Genomic DNA, 11,827 nt, shown 5'->3' with positions numbered 1-11,827 from the left:
GTTGTGTAAAGGGTTTATCAGCTGTGTGCAAGGGCTTTTTCGAGCGCTTCAATAAATTGGTTTTTATCGTAGTTGCCGATAAAGCTTTTAATCACTTTGCCTTTGCGATCAACTAAAAAAGCCACTGGGGTAAAGCGCACATCACCAAAGGCCTTGGCAATGGAACCATCCGCGTCATGCACAATGGTGAACTCATACCCGCGTTCTTGTACTAAGCGATTAATGGCCGCAACGCTGTCGTGCTTCATGGCGACTGCAACCGTCTCATAGCCTTGATCCTTGTACTTAGCATAATGTGCTACCGTATCAGGCATTTGACGCATGCAGGTCACACAGTCGGTGGCCCAAAATTTATACATGGTCACCTTGCCCTGCAAATCATGGGTTGTGAATTGACGCCCGTCAATACTGTGAAGCGTGACTTCGGGGACGGCCTTGCTACTAAAAACCGTGTTATAAACCACTGCACCTAGAATAGCGATGACGGCAACAACGATAAGGAGTACAAAATTTTTCTTCATCTAATCAGACCCTGTTGAATTTCAAATCATCTTAATTAGTTAAAGGAAAGGTTTGTGTACCGCCACTGGTAGCAGGGTTGCTGCTTGTATTGGCATTGCTAGGGTTAGTTTTTGGTGGCGTAGAAGATACCTTGTCAGTGCTTGAAGCAATATCAAATACCTTAACCACGCCCTTTACCCCAGCAATACCAGCAGCGGCGTTGGCGGCGGCATCAGCTTCTTGTGCAGTGACTTGTCCCATCAAATAAACCACGCCTTGAGAGGTGGTGGTCAGGATGGTACCGCTAGGCACGCCAGAGGTTGCTAATAAATCGGTCTTAACCTTGGTGCTAATCCAGGTGTCATTACTGCGGGTTGAAAAATCAGCGACTGGACCGATGCGGAGCTGATTTACCACCTCATTAACGTCATCAATTTCCCGAACCTCTTGCTCGGCCAAGCGTTTATGCTCTTCGCTAGCCACCTCACCAGTCAATAAGACACGTTGATTGAAGGTCATGGCATTAATACGGGAGGTATTGGCAGGCACTGCGCCGCCAGCTTTTTGTTCAGCATAGAGACTGATTTTCTTGTCATTGGCCTGCATGCTCGGGGGACGACGGTCACTGACCACGGTTGCTACGCCAGTGGCTAAGCCCCCCACCATCAATGGCACGCAAGCTGATAACAGCGTGCTGGCGGCAACCATACCTACCATGAGGAATTGGCGAGACTTGAGCAGTGAGAATTTGGTTTTATTGCTAGGTGCAAAAGAAGTAGATAGCATCGACTAGTCTCCAAGTATGGCCGCATCTAGACCATCACATAAAATGTGTAATAGTAAAATATGCACTTCCTGAATTCGCATCGTGCGCTCGTGAGGTACACAAAGATGAACATCATTAGATGTTAACATCTGCCCGATAGTTCCACCATTGCGACCGGTTAAGGCAATGATTGGAATATCATACTCCTTGGCCGCATCAATCGCACGAATGACATTGGTGGAGTTGCCGCTAGTGGAAATTGCCACCAATAAGTCGGCGGGTTGTGCCAAAGCACGCACTTGGCGTTCAAACACCTGATCGAAACCGTAGTCATTACCCACGGCGGTCATAATTGAGGTGTCCGTATTAAGTGCTACCCCAGCTAAAGGAAAGCGCTCACGCTCAAAGCGACCCACTAATTCGGCAATAAAATGCTGTGCATCGGCTGCCGAGCCGCCATTGCCACAAGCGAGCACCTTGCCATTATTGCTAATGGTATTAAATAATAAATCAATCCCTTGTTGTAAAGGCTCAGCAAGCACGTCTAGACTTTTTTGGATCAGGGCGGCATGATCCTGGAAGTGTTGCTCAATACGATTTAAGATGCTCATTTCAAAGGTTCTCGTGATGGATTCAAAACGTAGACTACTATCATAGCCTAAAGTTGAATGAGACTCAGGTCGATCTGACGTTGGACGGTCATTTTATGAGAAGGCATTTTTCAACCATTGCATATCCTGCTTTTTACCATCAAAAGTCACACTATCAAAGCGGCAGTAAGGTATTTGCTTTAGACCTAGACGATGACAGATTTGGGGTAAAAAGTAATTTGCGGCGAGCTTGATGCGCTCTTGCTTTTGCGGATTAATGCTGGCTGCCGCCCCACCATAGTAGGCATAGCTGCGTTGTCTAATCTCGACAAAGACTAGCGTTTGAGCGTCCAGCATCAGGCAGTCAATCTCACCCATCTTGCAACGTAGGTTTTTAGCAAGCAGTAACAGGCCTTGGGCTTTTAAAAAATCAATCGCTAAGGCTTCATACCGTTGTCCCTGCGCTTGTGTGGCTGAGAGCTTGCTTTGTGTGCTTGGCTGCTTGTGCTTTTGCGGGCGTCTTTTTGCTTTGATACGATGGCGCCCATAGTAACCATAGGGCCTTTTTAAAGGCGCTGCGGACGCCAGTTTAAACACCAGCGCTTGCTCTGCGGGCTGGTGCTGCATGTGATTCTTAATTGTGCTCTCATGGCAATTGATTTTAGTCTCAGCGTGCTCCATAAACGACCCCTTTAGCAGAACTAGCGGTTAAAATCTTCATCTTAGATAGGGGAAAGCAAAAAATGACGAAAGACGGGCAAGTTTATCCATCCACAGTCGATACGGTGGCGCAGGAATTGATTAACGCATCCATACAGGCGCGTGTGCAGGCTCAGCATTGGCCTAGCGCCACGTTGTATGTGGTCGCAACACCCATTGGTAATTTAAGCGATATCTCGCAACGTGCGCTTTACGCTTTGCAATTGGCGGATGTGATTGCGTGTGAAGATACCCGTGCGACCCAAGTCTTATTAAATGCTTACTCCATTCATAAGCCTTTAATTGCCGCGCATCAGCATAATGAGGCGGGTGTGGCTGATAAGCTGATTGAACGGTTGGCTGCGGGTCAACGGGTGGCGCTGGTGTCTGATGCCGGGGCCCCAGCGGTGAGCGATCCGGGCGGTAAAATTGTGGCTAAGGTGCATGCGGCAGGTTATCGCGTGTGTGCTATACCTGGACCTTCTGCGGTGATTACTGCATTGATGGCCAGTGGATTTAGTAGTGATGAGCAGCCTGCCTTTGCTTTTGCAGGTTTTGTTCCGAGCAAAAAAGGTGCACGCCAGGCCTGGCTTCAATATTGGTTAGCTCAGCCAATGGCCGTGATCATGTATGAAGCACCGCATCGTCTTAAAGATTGTTTTAAAGCCTTAGTAGCTCTTGCGGCTGAGGAACCGACGCGGCGAATTATGGTGGGGCGTGAATTAACCAAGCGCTTTGAAGAAATTGCGGTGTTACCGATAGTTGAGCTTGTTAATTGGCTAAGCGAGGATCCTCAACGAGAAAAGGGCGAATTTGTATTGGTGCTTGAAGCGGCGACACAGGCACAAGCTAAGCAGGACTATGAACCTTTATTAAAGGAGTTGTTAGCCCATGGGATCTCTGTGCGTGACAGCGCAAAAATCCTGCACAAAACCATGGGTGTAGCCAGAGACGAAGCCTACCAAGCAGCGCTAGCGCTAAAAGACAAATAAGCAGCTGTAAAAATGACAGCTGCCTATCTATATTGCCTTGTTGGCTTAAACGATTTTACCTACCATCAGCGCTAGGTCTTAGAGCGTCGGTTTACCCTTGGGTAAAAGCTCGATTTTTACTTGGGCCTTGCCTTTTTGAACCATGCCAAGTGCTTTGGCAGCAGCGTAGGATACGTCAATGATGCGGTTGTCATGAAAAGGACCGCGATCATTAATGCGTACAACAACGCTTTTACCGGTGACCTCATGCGTCACACGAACGACGCTATTTAGCGGTAGCTCCTTGTGTGCAGCAGTTAAGCTGTGCTGATTATAAAGCTCGCCATTAGCCGTTTTGCGGCCATGGAAGCCAGGACCATACCATGAGGCTTCACCTGTCTCGGTAAATTCAGAGATAGAGGCAAAAGGTGTATAGCGTCGACCCTTAACAACGTAGGATTTACCACGTTTGGCGCGTAAGTGCTCAGTTGCTAAACCCTTTTGGCTTTTAGCGCGTAAAGCTGGCTCAGTGTCTAAATCAGTGGTCGCTTTATCCTCCGCTAGCGGACTAACAGCCTCTTTTAGTCTCTCTTCACTATAGGTGGGTGCATTTTCCAAGGTGCCATTAAAGAGGCGTTCGTACTCGCTCTCTGGGAAAATACCATGCACAGTGATACGGAAAGACTCAGTCTTGGCGCTGCTTGAGCCATCGACGATCTCAGTTATTGAGGTGTTTTGCTGCAGGGCGGCGGAGGCAGAATTAGCTGCGAGGATTAAACCACCGGCACTTAACACCGTTAATAATGACTTTTTAATACTCATATGCTTACTGGTTGGGCGTCTGGGCTCGATGCCTGACGCGTAGCGGCTTATGGTCGGAGAATAATTTAGCCAGTTGCTCTACTACATAAACCGAGCGATGCTGACCGCCAGTACATCCAATGGCTACGGTGAGATAACTGCGTGTGTCTTGTTGATAATAGGGTAGCCACTTCTGAATGTAATTGGCAATATCGCTAATTAATTCGTGCACAATATCAAATTGTGCTAACCATAATGCTACGGGCTCATCACGACCAGTCAAGGGACGCAGTTCACGGTCGTAATAAGGATTAGGTAGACATCTTACATCAAAAACTAAATCAGCACTAGTTGGTACGCCAATCTTAAAGGCGAATGACTCAAAGGTTAAGAGGATATTGCTCGTATCGATCCCGACGAGCTCCTTTATCCATGCACGAAGTTGCGCAGGCTTTAAGTTTGAAGTGTCAATGTTGTGTTCTTGCAACTTAAGCGGTGCTAAATACTTTCTTTCGTAGCGCACGCATTCCTCCAAAGAAGGTGCTGCGTGACCGGCAAGGCTGAGTCGCTCAGTTAAGGGATGACGCCGCCGCGATTCGGAATAGCGCTGTAGAATCGTCTGATCATTTGCTTCTAGAAAAATAGTAAGTATCGGCGTGCCCTGACTCCGTAGGGCGGTGATAATATTTGGTAAGTCCCCAATATCCCCCGGTGTTCTGATGTCAATGGCGACGGCGACCTTTTTAATCTCGGCTTCACGCGTGGTTGCCACAAAATCATGCAGTAATTGGATGGGTAAATTATCGACACAGTAGTAGCCTAGGTCCTCTAATTGATTTAAGGCAACACTTTTGCCTGAACCTGAGATACCGGTGATAACAACTAAGGGAGTTATCTCGTCATTCATTGTTTGAGCTTTCCTGTATGGCTAAGGATTGGCGCTTCATAAATTCGGCTAGGGTATCAATGCCTCGCAGTTTTAAAATGGTGTTACGCACAGCGGCTTCAACCAATACCGCTAAGTTACGTCCGGCCAGTACGGCCAGTTTAACACGCAGTGTGGGTACGCCTAAAATGTCTTCGCTTTGATCTTGGAATGGTAAGCGCTCGAAATCTTCACCGTGCGACTTCACTAAATGCACAATCAACTTTAAATTCATCTTGCGCCGAACGGAGGTTTCACCGAAGATGGTTTTAATATCCAGCAGACCGATACCACGCACTTCTAAGAGATTTTGTAAGAGGGGGTTGCAGCGACCCTCGATCACATGTGGTGAAGGACGTGTAAATTCGACGATATCATCAGCCACTAAGCCATGTCCGCGTGATATTAGCTCCAGGGCAAGTTCACTTTTACCCAGTCCAGATTCACCGGTAATTAATACACCTAAGCCCAGCACGTCCATAAAAACACCATGAACGGTCGTTTTGGGTGCAAAATAACGACTTAGATAAATCCGTATCACCTCAATTAAGTAGGCGGCTTCGGCTGGACTGCTTAAGAGTGGGACCCCTTGTTTGCTACAAAAACGATGTAAGGAGGTGGGTACCTCAAGCCCCTCGGCAATAATAATGCAGGGCACATCATGTGTTTTCAGCTCTTTGAGTAAGCGATTTTGAGTAGGCTTTGGTAGGCGAATATAAAAAGTCACCTCTTCGATCCCAAACACTTGAATGCGGTCGGGATGAACCATGTTTAAATGACCCACTAGGTCGGCGGAGGAGAGTGCTTCATCAGTGATGGCTCTGTCACCATGCTCCTCGTTGGCTATCCAAGATAATTTTAAGCTGTCTTTATGCTCGTTGATCAGATCCCGGATAGTAACCATAACGCTGTCTAGTACCTATTGCTGAGTGAATAAATCGTAGATGGCCTCAGGATCATCCAAACTGAGTAACTGCTCTCTCGTCTCTGCATTAGAAAGCGTTTTGGCAAGTGAGGCTAAAATTTCCAAATGCTCTTGGGTGGCGTTTTCAGGCACGAGCAAAATCACCATGATGCCAACATTTTGATTGTCCGGTGCATCAAAAGGGATTGGGTTGCTCAGGCGCATAAAAGCAGCCGCTGGCTTGGTCAAATTAGGGATGCGCCCGTGGGGCACGGCCACACCATGACCTAGTGCCGTCGAACCGAGTCTTTCTCTGGAAAAAAGACTATCAAAGACGGTGGCACGAGGGATGCCTTGAGTGTTTTCAAAGAGTAGCGCTGCCTGTTCAAAAGCACGCTTTTTGCTAGTGACATTGATATCCAAAAGGATGTTGTTGACGCTTAAAATATTAGCAAAATGGTTCATAGGTGAGTTAATTTCCTCAATGAGAGGCTTCTATCATAACCAAAAATCATGTCAAGAATCAAAAACTAGCATCAAGCCAGGTAAATACTTTAAAGTTGATGATATGCTAGTGGCAAATATAATTCAAGAAAGCCGATTAAATCGGTGGTTTAATCGGCCATGCTACCTAATATCTTAAGACTGTAGACCCTTAGACAGCCGCGCGGCGAGCTGAATGTGAGCGGTCATGCTGCTTACCCTTGTGCTTTAGCACCATACGGTCGGCCTTGTCTGCCAAGGCATCAATCGCAGCGTATAAATCATCGGCAACGGATTCGCAAAATAGCTCTTTGCCGGGTACTCGTACCGTAATATCAGCGCAATGCTTAAGCGGCTCCACCGAGAGGTTAACAATCGCAGCCGTCGCGCCCTCGGTGTGACGTAAGACACGGTCTAAGCGCTTAAGCACATACTCTCTGATGGCAGGGGTTAATTCCAAACGATGGGCGTTAATAGATAAATTAGCAGAACTCATAGGGACCTCTCTTAATATATCGTCATGAACTTCTACTCTAGCATGTTGCCAGTTAAAAACAAGATGGCAAATTACGGATAGACATTTTCAGGATTATGTATAGAATAGGTGGAAGTGGCTGCATATCGCTGCGCAAAAGACCGTTTTGTGGCCTAGTGTTGTAAGCTTCAGTTCTTTTTCGCATAATCACCAGTCTTAGTATCATAGCGGCGATGCGATTATTTACTCTTCACCTTAAGATGGTATTAGCATATAGGCAATAAAGCACTATTTTAGGCTATAGTGATGACTTACATACCAATCGTCATCTGACCATATACTCTTCCAGCTGGTTTGCTGATTATCCGGCTGTTAAGACAAAGGCTGAGCATCACCATGAAACACGCTAAGAAAAACACCATCAAAACACCCGCAACCTTATTTTTAGATCGTCAAAAAATACCTTATGAGGTATTTGAGTGTCAGGGCGAGATTGAAGGTACGGCAGAGTTTATGGCATCGTTTTTGGGGGTGCCCACGCATCAGGTGATTAAAAGTATTGTGCTGAGCGATGAGAAGCATAAGGGCTACATGGTCTTACAACACGGTGATCAAACCATTGATACTAAAACCTTAAGAAAGCTATTCGGTGTTAAAAACATTGTGCCTGCCTCCTATGAGTTGGCTCACAAATGGACCGGCTATGAGTTTGGCGGCACCTCACCCTTTGGGATTAAGGCGAAGCTTCCGATTTATGCTGAACGTAGTATTTTTGAGATGGACAGCCTATTTATTAATGGCGGTCGTCGCGGCCTTAGCCTAAAAATCACGCCTGAGGCATTACTGCAAATCGGTGTTAAGCCGATTGAGGCGACAAAGTAAATCGCCTTTAGTCATCTCATGCGAGACTTGCGGCATTTGTTAGAATGGTAGCTCCATCAGATAAGCGATTACTATGCGATTTTTTATCTTAATTTTTGTCTGCGTTGCCGCTTTTTATTTTATCTCCTTTAGTTCTGGTTCAAAAGGTAGTGATGCTTTATATGAGCGTGCCGAGTCTGGCGAAGTGGTTGCGCAAAGGCAATTGGGGGCGCGTTTACTTAATGGCAATGCGTCCGAGCGCAATTATAGTGAAGCCCATAAGTGGCTATTGCAGGCTGCTGCGGCAGGTGATGCGGAGGCGCAAGGATTATTGGGCGTGATTTATCAAAATGGTTTAGGTACCGCCATTAATCAAGCAGAGGCTTTTCGTTGGTTTAAATTATCGGCAGAGGCTGGTTTAACCGAGGCGCAGACTTTTTTAGCGCAAATGTATGAAGAGGGGCGTGGCACCACCATCAATTATGAAAAAGCCTTTCAATGGTATGGTCATGCTGCTGAGCGTGAGGATCCCATTGCCCAAAATGGCTTAGGTATGCTGTATATGCAGGGGCGGGGTGTGCAGCAGGATTATGCCAAGGGTCGCGAGTTGATTCGTGCGGCGGCAGCGCGTGGTTATCCGCGGGCGATTTATAATCTGGCGACCATTTATGAGCAGGGACTGGGTGTTGCAGTGAATCTGCAAAACGCCTTGCGCTGGTATAAAAATGCGGCTTCGCTTGGTTTTGTAGAAGCACAGTATCACTTAGCGACGCTGTACTTTGAAGGGCTTAAGTTGCCACGTGATGATGCGGCGGCGTTGACGCTGTATGCTGAGGCAGCGGCCCAAGATCACGCCGGCGCTAATTATCGCCTTGGGCAAATGTATCAACAGGGCTTAGGCACAGTCGCTGATGCGGCAACAGCGCAGGGCTATTTTCTTAAGGCCTGTGAATTGGGTGAGCAAGCGGCCTGTGCTTTGGTGAAAACAGCAAAGTAGAGACGCTTTAATTGTTAATAGAGTAACCAGGCAATGAGACTACCGCCAATCACTACCAACCAAGGCGGTAGTTGCCAAATCATAAGCGCACAGAGCGCAATTAAAGCAAGTGCAAAATCTTGACTGGAGTCGATCGCATCTAGCCAAGCATGACGATAAAGCGCCGCCAATAACAGACCGACTACCGCCGCATTGACACCCATTAAGGCGGCACGAATAGGGCCTAAGCGCCGTAAACTCTCCCAAAAAGGCAAGGCGCCCAACACTAATAAAAAGGAGGGTAAGAAAATGGCTAATAAGCAAAGCATTCCGGTGATAAAGGGAGCGTAAGCCGTATGCATTGAAGCTCCTAAAAAGGCGGCAAAGGTAAATAAAGGGCCTGGCACGGCTTGTGTTGCACCATACCCTGCCATAAAGGCCTCTGCGCTGACTAGACCGGAGGGTACGGTTTCGGCCTGTAATAAAGGCAACATGACATGCCCGCCGCCAAAGACCAAGGAGCCGGCGCGATAAAAGGCGTCAAACAGTATCAGCGCCTGGTTGGGGAATAGTTTTGCGGCCAGTGGCAGTAGTAATAAAAGTATGAAAAAGAGGCTTAAAAACAGGAGTCCGTGACGTTTTGACATTGGACTTTTGAGCTCGGCATCTTGCCTTTGCGTTTCTGGCTTAAAGCACACTACGCCAATGAGGGCTGCCAATAGCATGACCAGGATCTGACCCCAAGTCGATGGAAATAGCAGTAAATAGCAGGTGGCGGCGATCATCAGGGTAAAACGCGATTTGTCTGGGCAGAGACTGCGCCCCATGCCCCACACCGCTTGGCTAATGACAGCCACGGCCACAATGGCTAAACCATGTAAGACTGAGGGCGGGAGCAGAGCGCTCTCGCCATTGATGGCGTAAGCAATCAGTATAAGCAACAGCGCCGAGGGCATGGTAAAGCCCAGCCAGGCAGCAAAGGCACCGGCATAGCCGGCTTGCGAAATACCCAAGCCCATACCCACTTGACTGCTGGAGGGGCCGGGTAAAAAATGACATAAAGCAATTAAGTCAGCGTATTGTTGCTCTGTCATCCAGCGTCTTCTGACGATCAGTTCATCACGAAAATAACCTAGATGAGCAACCGGACCACCAAAGGAGGTTAGCCCTAGGCGTAAGAAAATAAGAAACACGGACCAGGGGCTGTTGGTAGACACAGTCGACTCCTTTAATTGCTATGAGGTTTTACGTAGCTAAAGTTAAAGACGGCCTTTTCATCTTCATCAGTTTTAGATATAAGGTCGGTTTCCCATTTAAGGTATTGCCTTGCGGCGGCCTTATTGTACTGATGTCTATCATGCAAGAAAAACAAATAGTCGATGCAATCCGCTTCACTCAGTAGCGCGTCGTCTTGGCTCAGTGCATGATTAGTATTAGCAAAAAAATTTGGCTCAATCTGGACTAAATAGATATGCTTAAAGCCTAAATGCGCCAGATCGGCCGCTAACAGTCTATTTTTAGCCTGATTATCACCCATTAAGAGAATGGCTTGGGATTTAGGCGCATTGAATAGGGGTTGTAGCAGTTCATGTTGATGCAGCAAATGGCTACGATTGAGCCAGATGGCGTTGTTTAAATGCTGCTTTTTGAAATCCATGCTGTTGCGTGTGTCGGCAATTAGCAAATCGGCGTGTTGCTGGATAAAATCCTCTAGAGCCTCGGCTGCTATCTCAGTGCTGTGTCTTAAAACAAGTTCAACGCTAGGCCGTTCGGGGAGTCGTTTGCTCAAGTCCTTAGTGCCCTCGCTGAGCGGCAGCAAATAGACTGACCAACCGAGTTGCTTTAACCATGAAGCAACGACAGGGGCACGAATACCGTCGGTATCAATTAAGACGAGGTTGGCATTTCTGACCCCGATAAATTCATCCGTGGCTTGGATTAACTGACCGCCAGGTGTGTGACGAACGATGCTTGGCCAAGCAGCACGCTTAAACTCCTCTTGGGTGCGAATATCGCACACATAGGTCGTGCCTTGCTCTGATGCCAGTAAATTTATCAAATCTTCAAGCGTGATGGTTGGCAGTTCGAAGCGCTGTTGTAGTGCCTGTCCTTTGACTTGCAAAGCGCTTTGGAGGGAGCTATCAATGGCTTCAGGATACTGTCGAGTTGCGCCGTGTTCCAGCTTGAAATCCTCTAAATACCAGCCTTGGGTGCCATTTTCTAGGGCATAAACGGGATTCTTAATGCCAAAATTAATCAGGCTTTGAGCGCCAATAATGCTGCGTGTTCTACCGGCGCAATTAATCACGATGGTGGTACTTTCATCGGCCACCATTTGCGTCGCCCGCAAAGCCAATTCACCGTTAGGGCAACAGATGGCGCCAGGAATATTCATTTTTTGGTACTCTGCCAGCGGTCGTCCATCGAGAATTAATAGCTTGGCACTCGGATCATTCATTAGGGCATGCAGTTGCTGAGCGCTTAGGTGAGGTGTGCGGTACGTCAGCTCTGCTAATTCACCAAAGGTTTTGCTGGGCAAATTAACCCCAGCAAAGGTGTTGTAGCCAGCCTCTTGCCAAGCCTCAATGCCACCCTCTAAGACAGTCACATTGTCATAAGCTAGGCTCTTTAAGCGCTCACTGACTTGCTGCATGAGTTGGTGTTGTTGCGCATTGGTATAGAAGACAATCGGGGTATGTAGATTGGGGACTAATTCCCTTACCCGATATTCTAATAGACTGTAGGGAATAGAAACTGCAAAAAATAAATGACAGGCCCCATATTGTCCATGTTCACGCACATCCAGCAGTGCTATTTCCTGACCGGAGCGGAGTAGTTTTTTTAAGCTTGAAGCACTTATTTTTTTCATCTTGCT

14 protein-coding genes are annotated in these 11,827 nt (G+C 47.4%); 3 read left to right on the top strand and 11 right to left on the bottom strand.

Features of this window, described 5'->3' with window-relative positions; translation table 11 throughout:
- Window positions 1–17: 17 nt before the first annotated feature.
- The 4 genes from HMPREF3144_RS00560 to HMPREF3144_RS00545 form a co-directional block, all read right to left on the bottom strand.
- Entirely contained in the window at window positions 18–521 is a 504-nt protein-coding gene (locus HMPREF3144_RS00560; RefSeq protein WP_070469965.1) for a peroxiredoxin family protein, read from the bottom strand.
- Between the two features lie 31 nt (window positions 522–552).
- Complete coding sequence (locus HMPREF3144_RS00555) at window positions 553–1,287, bottom strand: BON domain-containing protein (protein ID WP_070475657.1); 735 nt, start codon at window positions 1,285–1,287, stop codon at window positions 553–555.
- A 3-nt stretch (window positions 1,288–1,290) separates the two neighbouring features.
- Complete coding sequence (locus tag HMPREF3144_RS00550) at window positions 1,291–1,878, bottom strand: phosphoheptose isomerase (protein ID WP_070475655.1); 588 nt, start codon at window positions 1,876–1,878, stop codon at window positions 1,291–1,293.
- A 93-nt stretch (window positions 1,879–1,971) separates the two neighbouring features.
- Window positions 1,972–2,538, bottom strand: a complete 567-nt coding sequence (locus HMPREF3144_RS00545; RefSeq protein WP_070475651.1) for a YraN family protein — start codon at window positions 2,536–2,538, stop codon at window positions 1,972–1,974.
- 62 nt (window positions 2,539–2,600) lie between these two features.
- On the opposite strand from HMPREF3144_RS00545, the gene rsmI reads away from it, so the two are divergent.
- Window positions 2,601–3,548 carry a 16S rRNA (cytidine(1402)-2'-O)-methyltransferase gene (gene rsmI / locus HMPREF3144_RS00540; protein ID WP_083290343.1) on the top strand — a complete coding sequence of 316 codons (948 nt, stop codon included), beginning with the start codon at window positions 2,601–2,603 and terminating at the stop codon, window positions 3,546–3,548.
- A gap of 78 nt (window positions 3,549–3,626) precedes the next feature.
- On the opposite strand, the gene HMPREF3144_RS00535 is transcribed toward rsmI, so the two are convergent.
- From HMPREF3144_RS00535 to hpf, 5 genes are all read right to left on the bottom strand, one after another.
- Complete coding sequence (locus tag HMPREF3144_RS00535) at window positions 3,627–4,349, bottom strand: septal ring lytic transglycosylase RlpA family protein (protein ID WP_070475648.1); 723 nt, start codon at window positions 4,347–4,349, stop codon at window positions 3,627–3,629.
- 4 nt (window positions 4,350–4,353) lie between these two features.
- On the bottom strand, window positions 4,354–5,223 hold the full coding sequence (rapZ, locus tag HMPREF3144_RS00530; RefSeq protein WP_161797540.1) for an RNase adapter RapZ: 870 nt from the start codon (window positions 5,221–5,223) through the stop codon (window positions 4,354–4,356).
- Window positions 5,224–5,227: 4 nt separating this feature from the next.
- Window positions 5,228–6,157, bottom strand: coding sequence for an HPr(Ser) kinase/phosphatase (gene hprK / locus HMPREF3144_RS00525; RefSeq protein ID WP_070475645.1), 930 nt, complete (start codon window positions 6,155–6,157; stop codon window positions 5,228–5,230).
- A 15-nt stretch (window positions 6,158–6,172) separates the two neighbouring features.
- Window positions 6,173–6,622, bottom strand: coding sequence for a PTS sugar transporter subunit IIA (locus tag HMPREF3144_RS00520; RefSeq protein ID WP_036557956.1), 450 nt, complete (start codon window positions 6,620–6,622; stop codon window positions 6,173–6,175).
- A gap of 190 nt (window positions 6,623–6,812) precedes the next feature.
- A complete protein-coding gene (hpf, locus tag HMPREF3144_RS00515) occupies window positions 6,813–7,136 on the bottom strand; it encodes a ribosome hibernation-promoting factor, HPF/YfiA family (protein ID WP_036557958.1) in 324 nt (107 codons plus the stop codon).
- Window positions 7,137–7,511: 375 nt separating this feature from the next.
- Here hpf and HMPREF3144_RS00510 point away from each other — a divergent pair, with 375 nt between their 5' ends.
- Entirely contained in the window at window positions 7,512–7,997 is a 486-nt protein-coding gene (locus HMPREF3144_RS00510) for an aminoacyl-tRNA deacylase (RefSeq protein WP_018025909.1), read from the top strand.
- A gap of 73 nt (window positions 7,998–8,070) precedes the next feature.
- Window positions 8,071–8,973, top strand: a complete 903-nt coding sequence (locus HMPREF3144_RS00505) for a tetratricopeptide repeat protein (protein WP_070469417.1) — start codon at window positions 8,071–8,073, stop codon at window positions 8,971–8,973.
- Between the two features lie 14 nt (window positions 8,974–8,987).
- Here the strand turns inward: HMPREF3144_RS00505 and chrA are convergent, their stop codons facing one another.
- Both chrA and HMPREF3144_RS00495 read right to left on the bottom strand, forming a co-directional pair.
- Entirely contained in the window at window positions 8,988–10,169 is a 1,182-nt protein-coding gene (chrA, locus tag HMPREF3144_RS00500) for a chromate efflux transporter (RefSeq protein WP_070475642.1), read from the bottom strand.
- 11 nt (window positions 10,170–10,180) lie between these two features.
- Window positions 10,181–11,821, bottom strand: coding sequence for a rhodanese-like domain-containing protein (locus HMPREF3144_RS00495; protein ID WP_070475639.1), 1,641 nt, complete (start codon window positions 11,819–11,821; stop codon window positions 10,181–10,183).
- Window positions 11,822–11,827 lie beyond the last annotated feature (6 nt).

Origin of the sequence: Oligella sp. HMSC05A10 (genome assembly GCF_001808335.1) — a bacterium.
Lineage (GTDB): Bacteria > Pseudomonadota > Gammaproteobacteria > Burkholderiales > Burkholderiaceae_B > Oligella > Oligella urethralis.
Note: the sequence above shows the minus strand (reverse complement) of the source record. Positions and strands in the feature narration are given on the sequence as shown.

Excerpts from the sequence above, each read along its gene's own strand:
- HMPREF3144_RS00555 (WP_070475657.1), bottom strand. The coding sequence starts at position 1,287 with ATGCTATCTACTTCTTTTGCACCTAGCAATAAAACCAAATTCTCACTG.
- HMPREF3144_RS00520 (WP_036557956.1), bottom strand. The coding sequence starts at position 6,622 with ATGAACCATTTTGCTAATATTTTAAGCGTCAACAACATCCTTTTGGAT.
- HMPREF3144_RS00505 (WP_070469417.1), top strand. The coding sequence starts at position 8,071 with ATGCGATTTTTTATCTTAATTTTTGTCTGCGTTGCCGCTTTTTATTTT.
- HMPREF3144_RS00560 (WP_070469965.1), bottom strand. The coding sequence starts at position 521 with ATGAAGAAAAATTTTGTACTCCTTATCGTTGTTGCCGTCATCGCTATT.
- hprK (WP_070475645.1), bottom strand. The coding sequence starts at position 6,157 with ATGGTTACTATCCGGGATCTGATCAACGAGCATAAAGACAGCTTAAAA.
- HMPREF3144_RS00535 (WP_070475648.1), bottom strand. The coding sequence starts at position 4,349 with ATGAGTATTAAAAAGTCATTATTAACGGTGTTAAGTGCCGGTGGTTTA.
- HMPREF3144_RS00495 (WP_070475639.1), bottom strand. The coding sequence starts at position 11,821 with ATGAAAAAAATAAGTGCTTCAAGCTTAAAAAAACTACTCCGCTCCGGT.
- HMPREF3144_RS00510 (WP_018025909.1), top strand. The coding sequence starts at position 7,512 with ATGAAACACGCTAAGAAAAACACCATCAAAACACCCGCAACCTTATTT.
- HMPREF3144_RS00550 (WP_070475655.1), bottom strand. The coding sequence starts at position 1,878 with ATGAGCATCTTAAATCGTATTGAGCAACACTTCCAGGATCATGCCGCC.
- rsmI (WP_083290343.1), top strand. The coding sequence starts at position 2,601 with ATGACGAAAGACGGGCAAGTTTATCCATCCACAGTCGATACGGTGGCG.
- HMPREF3144_RS00545 (WP_070475651.1), bottom strand. The coding sequence starts at position 2,538 with ATGGAGCACGCTGAGACTAAAATCAATTGCCATGAGAGCACAATTAAG.
- hpf (WP_036557958.1), bottom strand. The coding sequence starts at position 7,136 with ATGAGTTCTGCTAATTTATCTATTAACGCCCATCGTTTGGAATTAACC.